Origin of the sequence: Ralstonia sp. RRA (genome assembly GCF_037023145.1) — a bacterium.
In the GTDB taxonomy this organism is placed as follows: Bacteria; Pseudomonadota; Gammaproteobacteria; order Burkholderiales; family Burkholderiaceae; genus Ralstonia.
The window spans coordinates 2,260,032-2,278,920 of sequence record NZ_CP146091.1 but is presented as its reverse complement, the minus strand read 5'-3'; the positions used below and the strand labels follow the sequence as shown (position 1 = coordinate 2,278,920).

At 62.8% G+C, this 18,889-nt stretch carries 22 protein-coding genes; 10 read left to right on the top strand and 12 right to left on the bottom strand.

Translation table 11 applies throughout. The features are described from left to right. Positions 1-108: 108 nt before the first annotated feature. Positions 109-1,605 carry an aminotransferase class V-fold PLP-dependent enzyme gene (locus V6657_RS11165; RefSeq protein ID WP_048931732.1) on the bottom strand — a complete coding sequence of 499 codons (1,497 nt, stop codon included), beginning with the start codon at positions 1,603-1,605 and terminating at the stop codon, positions 109-111. Positions 1,606-1,750: 145 nt separating this feature from the next. Here V6657_RS11165 and V6657_RS11160 point away from each other — a divergent pair, with 145 nt between their 5' ends. The 3 genes from V6657_RS11160 (at position 1,751) to V6657_RS11150 (ending at position 3,727) form a co-directional block, all read left to right on the top strand. Continuing rightward, entirely contained in the window at positions 1,751-2,212 is a 462-nt protein-coding gene (locus V6657_RS11160) for an Lrp/AsnC family transcriptional regulator (protein WP_048931733.1), read from the top strand. A gap of 152 nt (positions 2,213-2,364) precedes the next feature. Beyond that, a complete protein-coding gene (locus V6657_RS11155) occupies positions 2,365-2,808 on the top strand; it encodes a thioesterase family protein (RefSeq protein ID WP_048931734.1) in 444 nt (147 codons plus the stop codon). A 409-nt stretch (positions 2,809-3,217) separates the two neighbouring features. Continuing rightward, complete coding sequence (locus V6657_RS11150; protein WP_048931735.1) at positions 3,218-3,727, top strand: DUF1993 family protein; 510 nt, start codon at positions 3,218-3,220, stop codon at positions 3,725-3,727. A 72-nt stretch (positions 3,728-3,799) separates the two neighbouring features. Here V6657_RS11150 and V6657_RS11145 read toward each other — a convergent pair whose 3' ends face one another. Together V6657_RS11145 and V6657_RS11140 are read right to left on the bottom strand one after the other, a co-directional pair. Continuing rightward, positions 3,800-4,882: an SRPBCC domain-containing protein gene (locus V6657_RS11145; RefSeq protein WP_048931736.1), complete on the bottom strand. Its 1,083-nt coding sequence runs from the start codon at positions 4,880-4,882 to the stop codon at positions 3,800-3,802. Positions 4,883-4,904: 22 nt separating this feature from the next. Beyond that, positions 4,905-5,276: a metalloregulator ArsR/SmtB family transcription factor gene (locus V6657_RS11140; protein ID WP_048931737.1), complete on the bottom strand. Its 372-nt coding sequence runs from the start codon at positions 5,274-5,276 to the stop codon at positions 4,905-4,907. 174 nt (positions 5,277-5,450) lie between these two features. On the opposite strand from V6657_RS11140, the gene V6657_RS11135 reads away from it, so the two are divergent. Together V6657_RS11135 and V6657_RS11130 are read left to right on the top strand one after the other, a co-directional pair. Next, positions 5,451-6,209 carry a tetratricopeptide repeat protein gene (locus V6657_RS11135; RefSeq protein WP_048931738.1) on the top strand — a complete coding sequence of 253 codons (759 nt, stop codon included), beginning with the start codon at positions 5,451-5,453 and terminating at the stop codon, positions 6,207-6,209. Positions 6,210-6,217: 8 nt separating this feature from the next. Beyond that, entirely contained in the window at positions 6,218-7,093 is an 876-nt protein-coding gene (locus V6657_RS11130) for a spermidine synthase (protein WP_048931739.1), read from the top strand. 70 nt (positions 7,094-7,163) lie between these two features. Here the strand turns inward: V6657_RS11130 and V6657_RS11125 are convergent, their stop codons facing one another. The 5 genes from V6657_RS11125 to V6657_RS11105 all read right to left on the bottom strand — a co-directional run bounded on the left by V6657_RS11125 (position 7,164) and on the right by V6657_RS11105 (position 10,749). Then, entirely contained in the window at positions 7,164-7,562 is a 399-nt protein-coding gene (locus tag V6657_RS11125; protein WP_048931740.1) for a nuclear transport factor 2 family protein, read from the bottom strand. A gap of 154 nt (positions 7,563-7,716) precedes the next feature. Further along, the gene (locus V6657_RS11120; protein WP_048931741.1) at positions 7,717-8,892 is read right to left on the bottom strand and encodes a VWA domain-containing protein; all 1,176 of its coding nucleotides are present in this window, start codon (positions 8,890-8,892) and stop codon (positions 7,717-7,719) included. 33 nt (positions 8,893-8,925) lie between these two features. Continuing rightward, positions 8,926-9,252, bottom strand: a complete 327-nt coding sequence (locus V6657_RS11115) for a multidrug efflux SMR transporter (RefSeq protein WP_048931742.1) — start codon at positions 9,250-9,252, stop codon at positions 8,926-8,928. After that, entirely contained in the window at positions 9,249-9,854 is a 606-nt protein-coding gene (locus tag V6657_RS11110) for a GNAT family protein (protein ID WP_048931743.1), read from the bottom strand. Before V6657_RS11110 ends, V6657_RS11115 begins: the two co-directional genes overlap by 4 nt. Before the next feature lie 13 nt (positions 9,855-9,867). Then, on the bottom strand, positions 9,868-10,749 hold the full coding sequence (locus tag V6657_RS11105) for a MoxR family ATPase (RefSeq protein WP_048931744.1): 882 nt from the start codon (positions 10,747-10,749) through the stop codon (positions 9,868-9,870). Between the two features lie 295 nt (positions 10,750-11,044). Between V6657_RS11105 and V6657_RS11100 the strand changes: the two genes are divergently transcribed. Both V6657_RS11100 and V6657_RS11095 read left to right on the top strand, forming a co-directional pair. Next, on the top strand, positions 11,045-11,404 hold the full coding sequence (locus V6657_RS11100) for a cytochrome c (RefSeq protein ID WP_048931745.1): 360 nt from the start codon (positions 11,045-11,047) through the stop codon (positions 11,402-11,404). 11 nt (positions 11,405-11,415) lie between these two features. Next, positions 11,416-11,802: a cytochrome c gene (locus V6657_RS11095; protein ID WP_048931746.1), complete on the top strand. Its 387-nt coding sequence runs from the start codon at positions 11,416-11,418 to the stop codon at positions 11,800-11,802. Positions 11,803-11,871: 69 nt separating this feature from the next. On the opposite strand, the gene V6657_RS11090 is transcribed toward V6657_RS11095, so the two are convergent. Further along, on the bottom strand, positions 11,872-12,306 hold the full coding sequence (locus tag V6657_RS11090; protein ID WP_048931747.1) for a DUF1841 family protein: 435 nt from the start codon (positions 12,304-12,306) through the stop codon (positions 11,872-11,874). A gap of 109 nt (positions 12,307-12,415) precedes the next feature. Between V6657_RS11090 and V6657_RS11085 the strand changes: the two genes are divergently transcribed. After that, a complete protein-coding gene (locus tag V6657_RS11085) occupies positions 12,416-13,351 on the top strand; it encodes a DMT family transporter (RefSeq protein WP_048931800.1) in 936 nt (311 codons plus the stop codon). Between the two features lie 80 nt (positions 13,352-13,431). Here the strand turns inward: V6657_RS11085 and V6657_RS11080 are convergent, their stop codons facing one another. After that, positions 13,432-15,237 carry a peptidase S1 gene (locus tag V6657_RS11080; RefSeq protein ID WP_171017937.1) on the bottom strand — a complete coding sequence of 602 codons (1,806 nt, stop codon included), beginning with the start codon at positions 15,235-15,237 and terminating at the stop codon, positions 13,432-13,434. Between the two features lie 616 nt (positions 15,238-15,853). Here V6657_RS11080 and V6657_RS11075 point away from each other — a divergent pair. Further along, complete coding sequence (locus tag V6657_RS11075; protein ID WP_048931749.1) at positions 15,854-16,441, top strand: malonic semialdehyde reductase; 588 nt, start codon at positions 15,854-15,856, stop codon at positions 16,439-16,441. A gap of 61 nt (positions 16,442-16,502) precedes the next feature. On the opposite strand, the gene nth is transcribed toward V6657_RS11075, so the two are convergent. After that, positions 16,503-17,147 carry an endonuclease III gene (gene nth / locus V6657_RS11070; protein WP_048931750.1) on the bottom strand — a complete coding sequence of 215 codons (645 nt, stop codon included), beginning with the start codon at positions 17,145-17,147 and terminating at the stop codon, positions 16,503-16,505. Positions 17,148-17,156: 9 nt separating this feature from the next. Continuing rightward, a complete protein-coding gene (gene rsxB, locus V6657_RS11065) occupies positions 17,157-17,987 on the bottom strand; it encodes an electron transport complex subunit RsxB (RefSeq protein ID WP_048931751.1) in 831 nt (276 codons plus the stop codon). Positions 17,988-18,127: 140 nt separating this feature from the next. Between rsxB and V6657_RS11060 the strand changes: the two genes are divergently transcribed. After that, positions 18,128-18,826 (top strand): TetR/AcrR family transcriptional regulator, encoded by a 699-nt coding sequence (locus V6657_RS11060; protein WP_048931752.1) that lies wholly within the window; start codon positions 18,128-18,130, stop codon positions 18,824-18,826. Positions 18,827-18,889 lie beyond the last annotated feature (63 nt).

The following is an 18,889-nucleotide window of genomic DNA, read 5'->3' as shown; positions in this document are numbered from 1 at the left end:
CTTGAACCTGTCGTAGAAAGAACGCTGCCGCAGGTGGCGTGTGGATGATCGAATTTGCGGACAACGGGCCTGCGGCCTGGACTTGCCGGGCATGGCCCAGGACGCGCGCTAGCGGGAGCTGCGCTTACGCTGATCCACCAGGCTGTTCCAGAGGATTGCGGCGCGGTTCCCGCTTCTGCAGTAGGCGAGAATGGGCTTGGGCAGTGCATCAACCAACGCGCCAAACGCGTCGACTTCTGCCGTGCCGATGTGATTCGGCACAACCGGTAAGTAACGTGCCTCCAGGCTCAATTCGCGGGCGGCTGCCGCAATCTCTTCAAAGGCAGGCTGATCGGTGCTCTCGCCATCCGGGCGATTGCAGATCACGGAGCGGAAACCTGCGCTGCGAATCGCTTTCAGATCCGCGGGCGTGATTTGTCGGGAGGCGGCCATGCCATTGGATGCGGTGGACCGGCATTGCGTGATGGCGCGTTGAAAACACGCGATGGCAAAGTCGATGTCTTGCTCCGTCGTAAAACGACCGAGGCTGATGCGCACGGTGCGACCCGCTGCGTCCGCATCCAGGCCCATTGCCGACAACACGTGCGATGGCGTGCCAGCAGCCGAGTTGCATGCCGACGTGGATGACACGGCAAGATCGTCGCCCAGCATGAACGGGAAGAAGCCGGGCGTATTGACCGTCAAGCTCAGGGTGTGAGGGATGCGCAGCGCAACGTCACCGTTGTGGACCACATCGCCAAGGGCGAGCACCGACGTCTTCAGTCGCTGGCTGAGCGCCGCAATCCGAGTGGTTTCGCTCTCGATCTCTTCGGCCGCCAGTGCGCACGCGACCCCCATGCCGACGATCTGATGTGTTGCCAGCGTGCCTGAGCGCAGGCCGCGCTCGTGTCCGCCACCATGCATCTGCGGCGCAATGCGATCTGCAATATCGCGGCGGACGTACAGCGCGCCGATGCCCTTGGGGCCATAGAACTTGTGTGCCGACATCGACAGCATGTCGATCCCGAGCGCACGCACGTCAATCGGCGTCTTGCCTAGTGCCTGTGCTGCATCGACATGGAACAGCGCGCCCGCAGCGTGCACGATCTGCGCGATCGCACGGATGTCGGTCAGCGTGCCAAGCTCGTTGTTCACCAGCATGAGCGAGACGAGACCCGTCTCCGGCGTCATCGCGGCGGCCACGGCGTCAGCGGTAATTTCACCCTGTGCGGTCGGTGAGAGATACGTCACCGAGACTGCCGATGGGCCGCGCGTCGACAGGTGCGCCATCGTGTCCAGAATGGCCTTGTGTTCGATGCGGCTGGTGATCAGGTGGCGCTTGCCGGTGGCGGTGTCCGCGTAGCCCTTCAGGGCGAGGTTGTTGGATTCGGTGGCGCCGGATGTCCAGATGATCTCGTCGGCATCTGCGCCAATGAGCGCGGCAACCTGTTCGCGTGCTTGCTCGACCTGGTTCTTCGCGCGTCGCCCGGTCGCGTGTGAGCTCGATGCCGGGTTGCCGAATGCACCATCGATGCCAAGGCAGGCAGTCATCGCGGCGATCACGCGGGGGTCGGCCGGCGTGGTGGCTGCGTAGTCGAGGTAGTGCATCGTGTTGCTGTCGCTCATGTCGTTCTCTTGCTGCGGTAGGGGCGAAGAAATGATACGGCGAACGACCCGGAAAAATAATTCAAAGTCCCTGATAAATGCCTACTCATGGGGATGAATATTTCTTAGAATTGCGAATATCTAGAAATATTTTTCTTGCCAAAAAATGGACGCCATTGACCGCGAGTTGCTGAGGTTGTTGCAGGCCGATGTGACCCTGCCCATTGCGGAACTCGCGCAACGGGTGAATCTCTCGCAGACGCCGTGCTGGAAGCGGGTGCAACGTCTCAAGGAGACGGGCGTCATCCGGGCGCAGGTGGCGCTGTGCGATGCGCGCAAGCTGGGGGTCGGTACCACGGTGTTCGTTGCGGTGCGTACCGATCAGCACACGGAGAAGTGGGCGCAGCGTTTCACACAGGTGGTGAGTGAGATGCCGGAGGTGGTCGAGGTCTATCGGATGAGCGGGGACATCGACTACATGTTGCGCGTCGCCGTGACGGGCATCGAAGACTACGACCGCATCTACAAGCAACTCATCAAGGCGGTGCCGTTGTCCGATGTGAGCGCATCGTTCGCAATGGAACAGATCAAGTATTCGACCGCGTTGCCGGTGCGGGATGATGCCTAAGGCAGATTGAGTGTTCCCCCTGAAAATGCGCTTTTCGTCCGCGATATTGACTGGGTGCACCGCTCAGAAGCGTGAGTGAATCCGAGTCGACGCCTCTCGTATGAGGGGTGCCTTGCCGGTGCGCCGTCCAATCCATTCCTGCTACTCCCACCATGGCCCGTCTCAAACTCGACCTACCGGCTGATCAGTTCTGCTATGCCACGCATCTGACGGTGCGCGTGACCGATATCAACTCGGCCAACCATCTTGCCAATGACTCGATGATCTCGATGATTTCCGAGGCACGGGCACGCTTCCTCCATGAATTCGCCCGTGAGGATGTGAGCCATCAAGGCAGCGGCATCATCGTGACGGACCTCGCAACCATGTATCGCAACGAGGCACATGCGCGTGATCAACTGCTGTTCGAGGTGGGGGTGATGGACTTCAACAAGTACGGCGGCGACATCATCTTCCGCATCACGCGCCCGGCCGACGACACGCTGATCGCCATGGCCAAGTCAGGCTTTGTATTCTTCGACTATGCGGACAAGAAGGTGGTGGCGATGCCGGAGGGGTTTGCGGGTCGGTTCCCGAAGGTGAACTGGGCGGAGTAAGGCCACCGAGCCATCCGGACAACGATGGTGCCGACGTTGAGGTAGCGCCTCAATTGCATCTCCGTGTGCTGGTCAGTGCAGCAATATGCGCCATGACGTTTCGATGTTGGCGTTGGTTTGGGATGCACGCTCGTGCTGGAACGTGTCGTGTCATTTGAAGTGTTGGACCGGGGCTGTCGTTGGCCCCGTGCCTGCCCAGGCAATAGCCACGCCGCATCCTGCGCACCGGTACGCTGGCGCTGATACGCACCTTGTGCCAGGCGCCTCATGGCGGGGCGCGTGTCACTGTTGAGCAATCATTCAGCGCTCCGCCTACACTGTCGCCAGCGCACCCATGCGCAGCGGCTGGCAAGTCCGGAGGACACGGGCGGCTGGCCACCATGGATGGACCCCAAGGAGCGTTTTGCTGATGACCACCCCGTCGATGTACGAATTTCTGGTGCCGACTGCCAACCGCATGCTGGGCAATCTCTCGGCGTTGCTCGACAAGGCGGCTGCCTATGCAGAGGCGAAGAAATTCGATCCCGCCAACCTCATGACCGCGCGCCTGGCGCCGGACATGCATCCATTCACGCGTCAGGTGCAGATTGCCTGCGATCAGGCCAAGGGCGCCGCGGCGCGCCTGTCGGGTGCCGAGCCGCCGTCATACCCGGATGTCGAGGCGACCATTCCGGAATTGAAGGCGCGCATCGCCAAGACGCTGGAGTATGTCAACAGCGTCGACCCGGCGGCGTTTGTCGGCAGCGAAGACCGCACGGTCACGCTCAAGTCTCCGAAGGGCGAGCTGCAGTTCAGCGGCATCGATTACCTGCGTGGCTTCATGCTGCCGAATTTCTATTTCCACATCTCCATGGCCTACGCGCTGCTGCGCCACAACGGTGTGGAGATTGGCAAGTTTGATTACCTCGGGCGCCCCTGAACGAAGCACTTCACCGCAAAGACAACGCCGGCGGCCTGATCAGAGGCGCCGGCGTTTTTCATGGGGCGTTGGTTAGCCGAGCTGCGGCATCGTGGCGGCGTAGCTGGGCCGTGCACGCATGGCGGCCTGCCCACGCTGGATGTTGGGGCGCGCATCCAGCAGCGCCTTGGTTTCGGGAAACATCTCCAGATACATGGCGATCGGCGCGAAGAACAGATCGGCCATCGATACTGTGTTGCCGACGAGGTAGTCGCGCTCGCCATAGGCCAGTTCCAGCGCGTCGAGCTGCGCGGCGATTTCAGGCACGGCGGCGTCGATTACCTTGCGATCCGGCTGGCCGTCAGCGCCTTTGGGGAAGACGTACTGCAGCACGTACCGGCGCACCATCGCGTCATACGCATGGCAGTTGATCAGGCTGATCCACTGCTCGTTGCGGGCGCGGGCGGTGGGGCCGGTCTGCGGTATCAGGCTCGGGCCGTCGAAGGCTTCATTGACATAGCTGAGAATGGCCCGCGTTTCGTAGAACTCGATCGGCCCGTCGCTGAATGCCGGTACGCGGCCGAAGGGATTGTGCTCAAGCAGTTCGGGCGTATGCGGGGTGAGTGGGTCGAGTTTGTAGCGCAGGCCTTTTTCCTCAAGCGCCATGCGCACCGTGCGGCAGTAGGTGCTGCGTGGATTGCCATAGACGGTGAGCGTGCCGGCGCTGCCTTCGGGGTCCAGGTAGTCGCTCAGCCGGTTGAAGACGGATTGCCAGCCGCCATTGTGCGAATCGCGCGTGGGCTCGTCGGGGAAGCCGCTATGACGCATGTGCAGACGCGTACCGCCGTCCTGGTCGGTGAGGGTGACTTCAATGAGCGTGCGGGCGCTGGCCGGCAATTCGCCGGATTCCCAGCCCCAGGTGTAGGCGAGAAAGTTGGCGCGGTCGAGCAACTGGTATTCGCCATGTGCCACGTGCTGCTCGCCATCGCGGGCGCCCATGACGATGCGGTATTGGCCGCCGACGCGTGCATCGGCGCTGGCTTCGACCACGCCCATGCCCCGCGGGCAGTGCCAGACCGCGAGCGCAGCCTGATCGGTAAAGGCATCGAAGACCCGCTCGCGCGGTGCGCGGATATGGCGGGTCATCTCCAGTTCGAAAGTGGCGGCGCGGTCCATGGTCGTCTCCGGGTGTCGGTTGTCAGTCCTTGGTGGATGGGGTGTTCGCGTCCGGGGGCGCAGACGCGGCGTGGGCTTGCTCGACAAACGCAACCAGGCGGTCCAGGTTGCCTTCCCAATGCTGGCGATAGCGCTCCAGCCAGCCGTGCGCATCGCGCAGGGCGCCGGGGCGCAGATGGCAGATGCGCCAGCGCGCGTTGATTTCGCGCTCGATCAGCCCGGCTTCGGCCAGCACGCGCAGGTGCTTGGAAATGGCCGGGGCGGACATGTCGAACGGGCGGGCGAGTTCGCTAACCGGGGCTTCGCCTTCCGCCAGGCGCGCAAGTATCGCGCGGCGGGTTGGGTCGGCCAGGGCGGCGAATACGGTCGAGAGGGCGTCGTCAGATGTCGGCATGACTTCATTTAACCAATGGGTTAATTGACTGTCAAGGGCGGTTACATAAGGCTTTGCCCGTACTCGACTCGCAAACGTTAAGGAGCGGTCACGGCCGCGTGCCCGCGCATCTGTCACAATCGCGCCCGTGGCCGGCGCGGGGGTGTCGGCACATTTCTGTTACCGGGCCTCAACATGCCGTTTCTTGGAATCGGGTTTCACGTCATCGTCGCGCTGTTCTTTGCCGTGCACGTGGTGCGCAGCAACCAGAACATGTACTGGCTGTTCATCCTGTTTGCGTTTCCGCTGCTGGGCAGCGTGGTGTACTTCTTCGCCATCTACCTGCCCGGGATGCGCCACTCGCGCGGCGCCCGTGTAGCGAGCCGCGCTGTCACCCAACTGATCGACCCCAACCGCGCCGTGCGTGAGGCACGCAACGATTTCGATCGCGCGCCGACCGTGCAGCACCGCCTGCGCCTGGGCGAAGCGCTGCTGGAGGCGGGCGACGCCAAAGAGGCGCGCCAACATTTCGAGCAAGCGGCCACCGGCCCGTTTGCAGGTGATTCGGCGGTGCTGCTGGGACTGGCCCGCGCACAGTTCGCCACTGGCGATGCGGCGCTCGCCAAGGGCACCCTGGAGACGCTGTTCGAGGCGCACCGCGTGACACGCCAGCAACCCGACCCGACGCTGCTCTATGCGCGCGCACTGGCCGCCATCAACGCACCCAACACCCGCGACGCATTCGAGCAGGCCCTGACCTACGCCAACGATGCCGCTGCCCGCTGCCTGTTCGGCGAATGGCTGCTCGCCCAGAACAACGATGCCGACAAGCAACGCGCCCAAACGTTGTTTGACGAGATCCTGCGCGACGCCAAGCACTGGACGCGCTACGCCAAAGACCACAACCGTGAATGGCTGCAGCGCGCGCAGGCAGCCCAGACTTCTTCCCGTTGATCCGCTTTATGACGCTGTTGAAACGCAAATCCATCGAGGCCGTGGCCTCGCGCCGTCCTGCTCGCGCCAAGCGCGAAGACCGCATGAACCACGATGACGAACCCAAGCGCATGGCCCCGCGCTTTGCCCCGGTCACGTTCTCTGAACTGGCGGGCGTGCGCTACCTGCACTTCGGCACCGAGTGGGTGCAGGGCGCGATGCGTCTGTCCAAGCCAGATGCCATTGAGCTGGAATATGCCCAGCAGATGATGGCGTGGATGCTCTTCCTGGATCCGGCATCGCGACCGGATTTCCATGTCGTGCAATTGGGGCTCGGTGCCGCCGCGCTGACCAAGTTCTGCCACCGCCAGCTGGCACCCGCGCAGGTCACGGCAGTGGAATTGAATCCTTCCGTGATCGTCGCCGCGCACAGCATGTTCAACATGCCGTTCAACGATGCGCGCCTGAGTGTGCTGGAGCAGGACGCCTACGACTGGGTAATGGACGCCAGCCACCACGGCACCGTCGACGCGCTGCAGATCGATCTGTACGACGCCACGGCCCGCGGGCCGGTACTCGATACGCCTGCGTTCTATAAGGCTTGCCGCCAGGTGCTGCGATCGCCCGGTGTGATGACCATCAACCTGTTTGGCGACCACACCAGCTTCCCGCGCAACATCGAGCGCATCTGCGATGCATTCGACAACCGCGTGCTCGTCTTCCCCGAAGTGCACGACGGCAATGTGATTGCGCTGGCCTTCAACGGGCCGCCGCTGCAGGTGAGCTGGGATGCGGTGAAGGAGCGGGCTGCTGCATTGCAAGCCTCGCTCAAGCTGCCGACCAAGGGCTGGGCAGAAGGGCTGCGCAGCGCCAATGCGGGTCAGGAAGACATGCTGACGATCTGAGCATCACTATCGTCCGCCCATGCAAAACGCCCCGGTATGCCGGGGCGTTTGCTTTTGCGAAGGTGCGTGCTTAGGCTGCGTCGCCCATGCCGGGCATCTGGTCGATGAAACCGGTCACCACGTGCATGCGGTCGCCAACAACGCGCACGAAATCCGTGCCCTTGACCAGCGCCTGGCCGTCCGGGCCAAGCGTCCAGCGGAAGCGGATCGTGTCCTGCACCACGTCCACACCACCGTCACGTGCAAAGCGGAAGCCCGGAAACTTGGCGTGCACACCGGCGATGAGCGCGTCGATGCCGTCATGGCCCGTGCCCTGCATCAGCGGATCAACGTAGGTGGCGCCTTCGGTCCAGGTCTGTGCGACAAGGGTGCGGCGCTGCGCGGCGTCGGTCGCATTCCAGGCAGCGATGTAGCGGTCGACCAGCGTGTCTGCGAGGGTTTCGTTGGCGGCGAGTTGTGTGGCGGTCATGGCGTTTCTCCGTGCGAAGTGGGGGAGGCTGCAGCGCACGGTGATTCGTCTTCCGTGCTGCATGGCTTCATCTTCGGTGCCGGCGTGGATGGTGTCGATTACGCGGCAGGTAATCACTGCATCCACGCCCGGAGAAACGAGAAAGGCGAGGGCGCTACTTGGACAGCAACCGCATCGCCGATTCCAGCCCGGCGATGGTCACGGGATACATCCGCGTCTTCACGATCTGGTTGATGACCGAGATGGACTGGCGGTATTCCCACAGGCCCTCCGGCTCGGGGTTGAGCCAGACGAACTTCGGAAATTGCTCGATCAACCGCTTGAGCCAGACAGCGCCGGCTTCCGCGTTGTTGTATTCGACCGAGCCGCCGGCCTGCAGAATCTCGTACGGGCTCATCGTCGCGTCGCCCACAAAGATCAGCTTGTAGTCGGGCGGGTACTTGCGGATGACGTCCCACGTGGAGAAACGCTCCGCATGGCGGCGGCGGTTGTTCTTCCAGAGATGCTCATACACGCAGTTGTGGAAGTAGTAGTACTCCAGGTGCTTGAACTCGGTCTTGGCGGCGGAGAACAGTTCTTCCACGCGCTTGATGTGGTCGTCCATCGAGCCGCCAACGTCCATCAGCATCAGCACCTTGACGTTGTTGTGCCGCTCAGGGCGCATCTTGATGTCGAGCATGCCCGCGTTGGCGGCGGTGGAGTGGATGGTGTCGTCCAGGTCCAGCTCGATGTCGGCACCGTCACGGGCGAACTTGCGCAGGCGGCGCAGCGCCACCTTGATGTTGCGCGTGCCGAGTTCGACCGTGTCGTCGTAGTCCTTGTACGCACGCGCTTCCCACACCTTGACTGCCGTGCGGTTGCCCTTCGATGGCCCGCCGATGCGGATGCCTTCCGGGTTGTAGCCGCCGTGCCCGAACGGTGACGTCCCGCCGGTGCCGATCCACTTGCTGCCGCCTTCGTGGCGCTCGTGCTGTTCGCCAAGCAGTTCCTTCAGGCGCTCCATCAGCTTGTCGAGGCCGCCCATGGCTTCGACCTTGGCCTTCTCTTCCGGCGAGAGCTCGCGCTCCAGCTTCTTGATGAGCCAGTCGAGCGGAATATCCGCGCGCCAGTCGACCGCGCCTTCCACGCCCTTGAAGTACGCGCCGAAGGCCTGGTCGAACTTGTCGAAGTGCTTCTCGTCCTTCACCAGCGTCATGCGCGCCAGGAAGTAGAACTCGTCGAGCGAGGGCGCAATGACTTGCTGCTTGAGCCCTTCAAGCAGCGTCAGGTATTCCTTGACCGAGACCGGCAGCTTGGCGTGCCGCAGGGTGAAGAAGAAATCGATGAGCATGTCTGTCTCCTGCTCGGTGGCTTAGTGGGTCAGTTAGTGAGACGCGCCGCTGACGTTCAGCAGCACCACGCCGCCCACCACCATGCCGATGCCCGAGAGCTTGGCCATCGACACCCCCTCCTTGAACAGCAGGATGCCGACGACGGCCGTCAGCACCGTGCCCACGCCCGACCACACCGCATACGTGATGCTCATATCGATGCGTTTCATGACGATCGCCAGGCCCCAGAAGGCGAGCCCGTAGCAGATGGCCGTGCCGACAATCCACAGCGGCTTGGAAAACCCGTCCGATAGCTTCAGGCACAACGTGCCGATCACCTCGGAGACGATGGTGCAAGCCAGCAGCAGCCACGGGTTCATCGCGGCTGCTCCAGCTTGTATTGCAGATGGCGTTTCACGGTCAGCCATTCCGATTCGATGATCGAGAAGACCACTGTGTCGCGGAAGCTGCCGTCAGGCATGCGCTGGTGATTGCGCAGCACGCCGTCCTGTTTGGCGCCCAAGCGGGCGATGGCGGCGCGGCTTTGGTGGTTCATCCAGTGTGTGCGGAATTCCACGGCAATGCAGCGCAGTGTCTCGAATGCGTGCGTCAGCAACAGCAGCTTGCATTCCGTGTTGATGCCCGTGCGCTGGACCGATTTGGCGTACCACGTGTGGCCGATTTCGAGCCGGCGGTTGGCCTCGTCCACGTTGAAGAGGCGTGTGGCCCCGACCACCTTGCCGGGTTTGCCGTCATGCATTTCGCGCACGACGAACGGCATGGCGCCGAGCCGCTCGCGCATGTCCAGCGCAATGGCCAGCCAGTCGCCAACTTTGTCAGGCGAGGGCACGGAGGTGTACCAGAGCCGCCACAGCTCACCATCAGCGGCTGCGGCGCGGACTTCCTCTTCGTGCTCAGGGCCAAGCGGCTCCAGCCAGGCGTGCTGGCCGGACAGCGTGACGGGTTCGATCAGACGCGGCATGGTGCAACCCCGTTCAGCGGTTGGCGCGGTTCATGAAGACCAGGCGCTCGAACAGGTGCACGTCCTGCTCATTCTTGAGCAGCGCGCCATGCAGCGGCGGAATGGCGGCGTTCTTGTCCTGGCTGCGCAGCGATTCCGGCGGAATGTCCTCAGCCAGCAGCAGCTTGAGCCAGTCGATCAGCTCGGAGGTCGACGGCTTCTTCTTCAGCCCCGGCAGGTTGCGCATCTCGTAGAACGCATCCAGCGCGGCCTTGACCAGCGTGGGCTTGATGCCCGGGTAATGCACGTCGACGATGGCCTGCATCGTCTCGGCATCCGGAAATTTGATGTAGTGGAAGAAGCAGCGGCGCAGGAAGGCGTCCGGCAGCTCCTTCTCGTTGTTCGATGTGATGATGACAAGCGGACGGTGCTTGGCGCGGATGGTCTCGCGCGTTTCGTACACGTAGAACTCCATGCGATCCAGCTCGCGCAGCAGATCGTTCGGGAATTCGATGTCGGCCTTGTCGATCTCGTCGATCAGCAGCACGACGGGTTCATCCGCCTCAAAAGCCTGCCACAGCACGCCTTTGACGATGTAGTTGCGGATGTCGTGGACCTTGTCATCACCGAGTTGCGAGTCGCGCAGGCGCGAGACGGCGTCGTATTCGTACAGGCCCTGCTGCGCCTTGGTGGTCGACTTCACGTGCCACTGCAGCAGCGGCATGCCCAGGGCGGCGGCCACTTCCTCGGCCAGCATGGTTTTGCCCGTGCCCGGCTCGCCCTTGATCAGCAGCGGGCGCTGCAGCGTCATGGACGCGTTGACGGCAAGCTTGAGGTCATCGGTGGCGACGTACTGTTCGGAGCCTTCAAAACGCGCGCGCTGGTTGGATGCGGCAGGCGAGGTGGTGGTGTTCATCGTGCAAGCCTACTGGGCGGTAAAAGAAATCGGAAACGGCCAGTATAAGAGACTTTGGGTGTTTGCTGCCCGGTGCCGCCAGGGCTGTTCGGTCGTGCCATTCCCCGCTGTCAAGTCACGGGACCCCTAACTGGACTGGAAAAAAATCTGTGCGCTACAATGCGCCGGTTTGACGCACCTCAAACGACCGTCTGATGGCTTCTTGTCTAAAGTCGGTAAAGGCGCCCAGAGAGACAGCCGGCTGAGACAAGCGGGCAGGGCGAGCAGGATTCTGAACTCCACGCTTAAGAACGAGATGAAAAAGATCCTCACCATGGTGGCCGGGTTGGGCGCATTCGGTGCGCTGGCCGCGTCTGCCTCCGCCGCGGACATCCAGGGCGATGCCGCAGCCGCCCAGAGCAAGGTCGCAATGTGCATCGGCTGCCATGCCATCCCCGACTACAAGACGTCGTTCCCCGAGGTGTACCGCGTGCCCTACCTGGGCGGCCAGAACGCCAAGTACATCGAAAGCGCGCTGCACGCGTACCAGAAGGGTGACCGCAAGCACCCGACCATGCGCGCCATTGCCGGCTCGCTGACGGACCAGGACATCGCCAACCTGGCTGCGTATTACTCGCAGCAGACGGCCGCTACGCCCAACAACCCCCGGAAGTGACGAGGAAGAACATGCAGAAGATCTCGCTTGGTTTGGGCGCGTTGATCCTGGGTGCTGCCGTTTCGGCACAAGCAGCCGATCTGGAAAAGGGCAAGCAACTGGTGGAGAAGGGCACGTGCGCGGCCTGCCACGGTGCCGGCCTGAACGCCCCGATTTCGCCGGACTACCCGAAGCTGGCCGGCCAGCACGGCGACTACATCTATCACGCACTGCTGGCCTATCAGACCAGCAACAACCCGCTGATGGGCCGCAGCAACGCCATCATGGCGGGCCAGGTCAACAGCAACCCGGCCACCATCGGTGCCGATGGCAAGCCGCGTCCGTTCACCGAGGCGGAGTTGAAGGACATTGCCGCCTACATCGAGTCGCTGCCCGGCTCGCTGGTGCTCAAGAAGTAAGCCAGCTTTGGCAGGCAAAGAAAAACCGCTCCTCGGAGCGGTTTTTTATTGGGTGGATGACTCGGGCGCCTAGCGGGCCGTGGCGCGCTTGCGCACGCACTCGATGTACGCCTCGCCGTCGGGCGGCAAGCCGGTGCGCTGCGCCGTCCAGAGCATCTGGCCGAGGCATTCCATCACCTGATGTTGGGCGTCGTGCGGCGAGTCGAGCCGCTGTGCCAGTGCCTCGTATGCGGCACGGATGCCGCGCGGCTGGTCCACCGACACCTGTTCGCTGATCGACAGATGCATCGACAGGTGCAGGAACGGATTGCTCTGGCCGCTCTCGGGCGTGTAGTCGCGGATGAGGGCTTCATCGCCGGCTTCCAGGGTGTCGTGGTACTCGGGATGCAGTTGCATCCAGTCGACCGCCATGGCTTCGAGCGGCGTGAGGATTTCGGCCTGACGGTGCTTGCGCCAGGCGCCGCAAAAGAATTGGCGAACTTCGTCGCGGGAGGGATTGAACATGATTCCGCCATTGTACCGGCGGGCCCTGCCGCGTGCCGGTGCGACGCCGACGCTACAATGGCCGCCCACACCGCAGACGGCGCCCCCCCAACAACCAACGCCGCACACCATGAGACAAAACGCCGACTCCCCCCTCGCTGCACGCGCGGCCGACAAGCTGCTCGGCGTGCTGCTGATTGCCGTGTCCGCCGCGTCATTCGGCGCGATGGCCATCTTCACGCATTACGCCTATGCCAGCGGTGCCAACGTGGTGGGCCTGCTGATGGTGCGATTCGTCATCGCAGCCGCGGCGCTGATGGTGGTGATGCGGATGCGGCGCATCGGTATCCCGCCGTGGTCGCGCGTTGCGGGGCTGGCGGCGATGGGCGGTATCGGCTACGCGGGGCAGTCGTTCACGTTTTTCTCCGCGCTGAACTACGCGCCGGCCAGCCTGGTGGCGCTGCTGCTGTATCTGTATCCGATGTTCGTGACGGTGCTGGCGGCAATCTTCCTGCGCGAGCGGCTGACCGCAACCGCCATCATCGCGCTGGTGCTGTGTTCCGTGGGGGCTGGGCTGACCGTGGGCGGCGCGGGCCTGTCGGGTGGCAGCCTGCTTGGCATTGCGCTGGGCGTGACTTCGGCGGTGATCTATTCGATCTACATCACGGTGGGTGCGCGTGTGACGCGCGGGCTCGATCCGCTGGCATGTACGACGGTCATCTGTACCGCGGCGGCGGTGGTGTACACGGGCATGGCGCTGGTCGGCGCGCCTGCACACCTGCCCGGCACGTTCGGTGGCTGGTCGGCGGCCGTGGCGATTGCCGGCCTGTCGACGGTGGTGGCCATCCTGACGTTCTTTACCGGCCTGCAGAAGCTCGGCGCGGCGCAGGCGTCGATGCTGTCGACGCTGGAGCCTGTGGTGACGGTGCTGCTGGCGGCGTTGCTGCTGGGCGAATCGATTGCACCCATGCAGATAACGGGTGGCGTGCTGATCCTTGCGGGCGTGCTGTGGCTCACGCGTGCTGATGCCAAGCCTGCCGGCCATCAGGTGGAAGACATGGCCTGACGCCGGCTCGATGTCCAAACAGAAACCGCCCGACCAGGCCTGAACCTGGTCGGGCGGTTTGCTTTTCAGCTTTCAGGCGATTACTTCTTCACGCCTTCCGGCAAGCGTTGCAGGCCCTGCACCCGCATCAGGGCCGGCCGATCCGCCAACACGCCATCGTAGAACGAGGCCAGGTCACCCTTGAGGGCGGTACGCGACGTATCGTTCAGATAGATCATGTGGCCCGACGGGTAATTCTTGATCGTCAGGTTCTTGGACTTGATGGCCGGGTCGAGTGGCATCTGCGCCAGCGTCAGCTCGGTCTGGTGGAACGGCGTGACGGCGTCGTAGTAGCCACTGGCCTGGAGCACCTTCAGGTCGGGGTTCAGGCTCATCGTCGAGGCCAGGTCGCCGGCGGTGTACAGCGTGTTGCCGCCGCCCTTGTTGGCGCCCGTCGGGTCGATGTGGCTGAAGTCCCAGTTGTTGAACACGGCGTCGTTCAGGTCCACGAACGACGAGGTCGACGTGTACTTGAGCTGGGTGTTCAGGTAGCTGTTCCACAGCACCGTGTATACGCCGCCGATGTTGGAAATCGACGGATCGTTGCTGCCCGAATTCGGCAGGATGAACGGTGCGATGCCCTTGCCCGTGTAGTTGGCGCGGCCGTCATACTGACCGATTTGGATGCCTGGGTTCAGCGTTAGGAAGAACGTGTACGGCGGGTTGTTGTTCTGCGATGGCACGTTGCCCAGCGCCGCCGGATTGCCGAACGTCTGGATCAGCGAGATCGGATCGGTGCCGATGTACGAGCCCATCGTCTGCGCAGACTGCAGGTTCAGGTTCAGGCGCACGTTGACGAAGCCGCCGTCCGCCGCGCTCGGCGCCTGTGCCAGCGGTGCGAGCGTGTTGTCGGCGTAGTTGCGGGCCTGGGCCATGTAGCTGTCGAGATCGGCGGGCGGTGGGTTCACCGTTGTCTTCTTCCAGTACCACGCGTCCGCAGCAAGCGTCGGGAAGATGCCGACGGCCGACAGTGCGTTCGAGTAGTCGAGGATGGACGATTGCAGCGTGATGCCGTTCAGCTCGATACCGTCTTCATGCAGCACCCACGACACCACCGCACTGCGCGCCGTGCCATACGATTCGCCGAACAGGAACTTGGGTGAGTTCCAGCGTGAGTACTTGGTCAGGTAGCGCTGGATGAAGCGGTCGATCGAGTGGGCGTCCTGATCCACCCCCCAGAAGTTCTTGTTCACGGCAGGGGAGATGGCGGCCGAATAGCCGGTGCCCACCGGGTTGATGAACACGAGGTCGGAGCGGTCAAGCAGGCTGTCCGGGTTGTCAGGCAGCTTGTACGGTGCCGGTGGCGTGAAGTTCGGGAACGATGACTGCAGGCGCTTCGGCCCGAACGAGCCCAGCAGCAGGAAGACCGACGACGAGCCGGGGCCGCCGTTGTAGAAGAACGTCACCGGGCGCGGCTTGGACGGGTCCGGATTGTCCTGCGTGTACGCCACGTAGAACATCGACGCATTGGCTTTCGACGTGACGGGGTCGATGGTCGTCAGGTGGCCGGCGGTGGCGGTGTAGGCGATGCTCTTGCCGCCGATGGTGACCGTGTGGTGCGTGATGGCGGCGCTTTCGCCTGGGTCAGCGGCGAGGGCGTCATTGGGGCCGGTGCCGTAGACGTTGGGGTCTACGTACGGTTGATCGGGCGGCGTGGCTGCCGTCACCGGTTGCGTGACCGTCTTGCCCGCATCCACAGCGGTGCCGCTGGGGTTGGCGGTGGCAGAGGAGTCTCCGCCGCCGCAACCCGCTAGCAGCGAGGCAGCGAGCGCTGCCGCGGCAAGCGATGCGCCCAGGGCTTTGGGCAAACCTGCAAAATCACTGGTCGATAACCTGGATTTTTTCATGGCGATAAAGGCCTTTTTCAGGATGACGAACGCCATCACTTAAAACGGATGGTTTTAAGTTGGCTCCATATCTGATTTGCGTTTTGTAATCTCTATCCCGCGCAAACCGGATATTCTGATTTCCCGCCTCTTACGGGGAATTTAATTCAATCTATTTTTATTCGGCAAAACGATCCCCTTGAAACCTGGTGGGGTTTCAAAAATAGGAACAACGCCGGAGTCAGGGAATCAAGCTGGCAGGCTGTTTGCGCAAAGTCAGCGATGGCAATGCGAAAACGTTAGCGCGAATGCATCCACGCACTTTGGTTAAATCAAAGTGCGAATCCGGTTCGCTCAACCTGCTGGTGATTCAATGACGAACGAAAAAGTAGTTCGTAAGGAAACCGTTGTAAAGGTCTGTTTTGTGGAGCGTGCAATCTACTGGTAAAAATGACATGCGCTTTGAACGGCGCATCGCAAGAAAAGCGATTAAATACAATGAAGGCATGTCGTTTCTGCATGCTGGTCAGTGTTGACCATCAGGGCGTTGATGCATTCCTGCGCTGAGACCCGGCCGGCGCAACGTAGCGGGCCGCATTACAATGCGCTCCTTGACTCTTTTCAGGAGCACCCTGCAATGCCCATGCTTGAACCGTCCGTGCTGGACCAACTGTTCCACGAGGCCCGCACACACAACGTGTGGCTGGACAAGCCGGTCGACGATGAACTGCTGAACACGCTGTACGAGACCGTCAAGTACGGCCCGACCGCCGCCAACAGCACACCGGCCCGCTTCGTGTTCGTGAAGAGCGCGGCTGCCAAGGAACGCCTGATTCCGTGCATGTCGGCCGGCAACCAGGAAAAGACCCGCCAGGCGCCCGTGGCCGTGATCGTCGCGTACGACATCCAATTCCACGAGCAACTGCCCAAGCTGTTCCCGCACGCCGATGCGCGTTCGTGGTACGCCGGTGACCAGGCCAAGATCAACGCTGCTGCATTGATGAACAGCTCGCTGCAGGGCGGCTACCTGGTGATCGCGGCCCGCGCGCTGGGTCTGGATTGCGGCCCGATGGCCGGCTTCGACGCCAACAAGGTCAACGAGACGTTCTTCCCCGATGGCCAGTGGAAGGTCAACTTCATAATGAACATCGGCTACGGCGACGTGGAGAAGCTGCATCCGCGCAACCCGCGCCTGTCGTTTGAAGAGGCCTGCAAGATCGTCTGATCGACAGCCGATCGCGCAAAGAGAAACGGGGACTCGCATTCGAAACTGCGGTCCCCGTTTTTTATTCCTTCGGCGCCGGTGTCTTCGGCCTGAACTCACACAGTGGCTCGATCGCGCAGTGCCAGCACTCGGGCTTGCGCGCCTTGCACACGTAGCGCCCGTGCAGGATCAGCCAGTGGTGCGCATCCTGGCGAAATTCCTCCGGCACTACCTTCAGCAGTTTCAGTTCCACTTCCAGTACGTTCTTGCCCGGCGCCAGTCCGGTGCGGTTGGCTACGCGGAAGATGTGCGTGTCCACCGCAATCGTCGGCTCGCCGAAGGCCGTGTTCATCACCACATTGGCGGTCTTGCGGCCCACGCCCGGCAAGCTTTCCAGGGCGGCGCGATCACGCGGCACCTGACCGCCGTACTGGTCAAGCAGGATGCGGCACGTCTGCAGGATGTGCTTGCACTTGGTGCGGTACAGCCCGATGGTCTTGATGTATTCGGTGATGCCTTCCTCGCCCAGCGCCAGCATCTTGGCCGGCGTGTCCGCCACTGGAAACAGCTTGCGCGTGGCTTTGTTGACGCCCACGTCGGTCGCCTGCGCAGAGAGCAGGACAGCAATCAGCAGCTCGAACGGTGAGGTGTACTCCAGCTCCGTGGTTGGCGTGGGGTTGTTCTCGCGCAGGGTCTCGAAGATGGCGTGGCGCTTGGCGGGATTCATCGTCGGGCGTCAGGGTTGGTCTGTGTCGGGGTTGGCGCTGTGCTCGATCTGGTCGGCGATGCGCTTGCGGCGGGCTTCGGCTTCGTCGATCTGAGCCTGCACGTCTGCCGACACATCGGTGATGTTGCGCGGACCCTGCCCGCGCGCAGCCATCTCCGCCTGCTTCTGGCGGGCGCGCTCGATGGCGGCCTGGATGATCGCCTTCTTGCGTGCCTGGGCGGCACGCTCGGCATCGTCGGCGGGTTGTTCTGCGCTGACGGCGGCCAGCTTGGCGGCGGCCTTAGCGGCCAGGCGTGCTTCGTTCTCGGCTTGCTCGCGTTTGAGGCGGGCGTTGCGGAAATCGTAGCGATCGTGGGCGACGTCGGCCTGTGCCTGGCTCCAGGCGTCCCAGCCCGTGCGTTCACCGGTGATGGGGATCATGTCGATGCAATCGACCGGGCAGGGCGGTACGCAGAGGTCACAGCCGGTACACCAGTCTTCCAGCACCGTGTGCATCGCTTTGGGTGCGCCGACGATGGCATCGACCGGGCATGCCTGAATACACAACGTGCAGCCGATACAGCGTTCCGGGTCGATGACGGCCACAGCGCGTGGCTGCTCGATGCCGTTGGTTGGGTCCAGCGGCAGCAGATCGCCCGTGCGGCCGAGCGCCTCGGACAAGCGGCGGATGCCCTCTGCACCGCCCGGCGGGCAACGGTTGGGCAGCGCCTCACCGCTCGCCATGGCTTCAGCGTACGGGCGGCAGCCGTTGTAGCCGCACTTGGTGCATTGCGTCTGCGGCAGGAGGTGTTCGAGCCGGTCGGCCAGGGAATTGGCCAATGCGGGGACCAAGGAAACCACGATGGGACTTATCGTTTGAATAGCCTGCCATTATCGCTGATTTGGCGGCCGCGCAAGGCGTGCATGCCCTGACATTGACCGCGGCGATCATGTCTTAACCGTATGACATAATCCTTAGGTTCTAAACGGACCGACGTGCCATGCCGTCTTACCCAGCCGCGCCGCTCGCCGACATTGATCCCGTCGATACCTCGGGCGATTCTGCCGCACCCCGCGCACGTCGCGACCCCGCTGGCACACGCCGGCGCATCCTCGCTGCGGCACTTGAAGAGTTCTCACGCGGTGGCTTTGCCGGCGCCCGTGTCGACGCCATCGCCCGCCGCGCCGAGACCAACGAGCGCATGCTGTACTACTACTACGGCAGTAAGGAAAAGCTCTTCCTGACCGTGCTCGAGCACATGTACTTCCGCTTCAAGCAGGCTGAAGAGCAAGTGCAGATCGAGTCGTCCGACCCGCGCGAAGCGGTCATCCAGCTGGCGCGTTTCGTCTGGGATTTCTACTACGAGAACCCCGAGTTCATCCGCCTGCTCAACAGCGAGAACCTGCATGAGGCGCGGCACCTGAAGACGTCGCCGCACCTGGGGGAGCTGGTCAACCCGGTCATCGACGTGCTGCGTGGTGTGGTCGAGCGGGGTCAGCGCAGCGGCATCTTCCACAAGGATGTGGATGTCTCGCGGCTGTACCTCACGATCTCTGCGCTGGGCTACTACGTGCTGTCCAATCGCTACACGATCAGCGCGGTGATCGGCCGAGACATCGCCTCGGCTGACGAGCACGAAGCCTTCGCGCAGTTGCACATCAAGATGCTGCTGGCCTATCTGGAGCGGCCTGAGGGCTGAGTCGCACGCCATCTCAAAACAAAAAAGCCTCGCGGTTGCGAGGCTTTTTTTCTGGTGCGCCGG

What these genes read in the sequence shown, in the direction of transcription:
- V6657_RS11165 (WP_048931732.1), bottom strand. Translation starts at nt 1,605, where the DNA reads ATGAGCGACAGCAACACGATGCACTACCTCGACTACGCAGCCACCACG.
- V6657_RS11160 (WP_048931733.1), top strand. Translation starts at nt 1,751, where the DNA reads ATGGACGCCATTGACCGCGAGTTGCTGAGGTTGTTGCAGGCCGATGTG.
- V6657_RS11155 (WP_048931734.1), top strand. Translation starts at nt 2,365, where the DNA reads ATGGCCCGTCTCAAACTCGACCTACCGGCTGATCAGTTCTGCTATGCC.
- V6657_RS11150 (WP_048931735.1), top strand. Translation starts at nt 3,218, where the DNA reads ATGACCACCCCGTCGATGTACGAATTTCTGGTGCCGACTGCCAACCGC.
- V6657_RS11145 (WP_048931736.1), bottom strand. Translation starts at nt 4,882, where the DNA reads ATGGACCGCGCCGCCACTTTCGAACTGGAGATGACCCGCCATATCCGC.
- V6657_RS11140 (WP_048931737.1), bottom strand. Translation starts at nt 5,276, where the DNA reads ATGCCGACATCTGACGACGCCCTCTCGACCGTATTCGCCGCCCTGGCC.
- V6657_RS11135 (WP_048931738.1), top strand. Translation starts at nt 5,451, where the DNA reads ATGCCGTTTCTTGGAATCGGGTTTCACGTCATCGTCGCGCTGTTCTTT.
- V6657_RS11130 (WP_048931739.1), top strand. Translation starts at nt 6,218, where the DNA reads ATGACGCTGTTGAAACGCAAATCCATCGAGGCCGTGGCCTCGCGCCGT.
- V6657_RS11125 (WP_048931740.1), bottom strand. Translation starts at nt 7,562, where the DNA reads ATGACCGCCACACAACTCGCCGCCAACGAAACCCTCGCAGACACGCTG.
- V6657_RS11120 (WP_048931741.1), bottom strand. Translation starts at nt 8,892, where the DNA reads ATGCTCATCGATTTCTTCTTCACCCTGCGGCACGCCAAGCTGCCGGTC.
- V6657_RS11115 (WP_048931742.1), bottom strand. Translation starts at nt 9,252, where the DNA reads ATGAACCCGTGGCTGCTGCTGGCTTGCACCATCGTCTCCGAGGTGATC.
- V6657_RS11110 (WP_048931743.1), bottom strand. Translation starts at nt 9,854, where the DNA reads ATGCCGCGTCTGATCGAACCCGTCACGCTGTCCGGCCAGCACGCCTGG.
- V6657_RS11105 (WP_048931744.1), bottom strand. Translation starts at nt 10,749, where the DNA reads ATGAACACCACCACCTCGCCTGCCGCATCCAACCAGCGCGCGCGTTTT.
- V6657_RS11100 (WP_048931745.1), top strand. Translation starts at nt 11,045, where the DNA reads ATGAAAAAGATCCTCACCATGGTGGCCGGGTTGGGCGCATTCGGTGCG.
- V6657_RS11095 (WP_048931746.1), top strand. Translation starts at nt 11,416, where the DNA reads ATGCAGAAGATCTCGCTTGGTTTGGGCGCGTTGATCCTGGGTGCTGCC.
- V6657_RS11090 (WP_048931747.1), bottom strand. Translation starts at nt 12,306, where the DNA reads ATGTTCAATCCCTCCCGCGACGAAGTTCGCCAATTCTTTTGCGGCGCC.
- V6657_RS11085 (WP_048931800.1), top strand. Translation starts at nt 12,416, where the DNA reads ATGAGACAAAACGCCGACTCCCCCCTCGCTGCACGCGCGGCCGACAAG.
- V6657_RS11080 (WP_171017937.1), bottom strand. Translation starts at nt 15,237, where the DNA reads ATGAAAAAATCCAGGTTATCGACCAGTGATTTTGCAGGTTTGCCCAAA.
- V6657_RS11075 (WP_048931749.1), top strand. Translation starts at nt 15,854, where the DNA reads ATGCCCATGCTTGAACCGTCCGTGCTGGACCAACTGTTCCACGAGGCC.
- nth (WP_048931750.1), bottom strand. Translation starts at nt 17,147, where the DNA reads ATGAATCCCGCCAAGCGCCACGCCATCTTCGAGACCCTGCGCGAGAAC.
- V6657_RS11060 (WP_048931752.1), top strand. Translation starts at nt 18,128, where the DNA reads ATGCCGTCTTACCCAGCCGCGCCGCTCGCCGACATTGATCCCGTCGAT.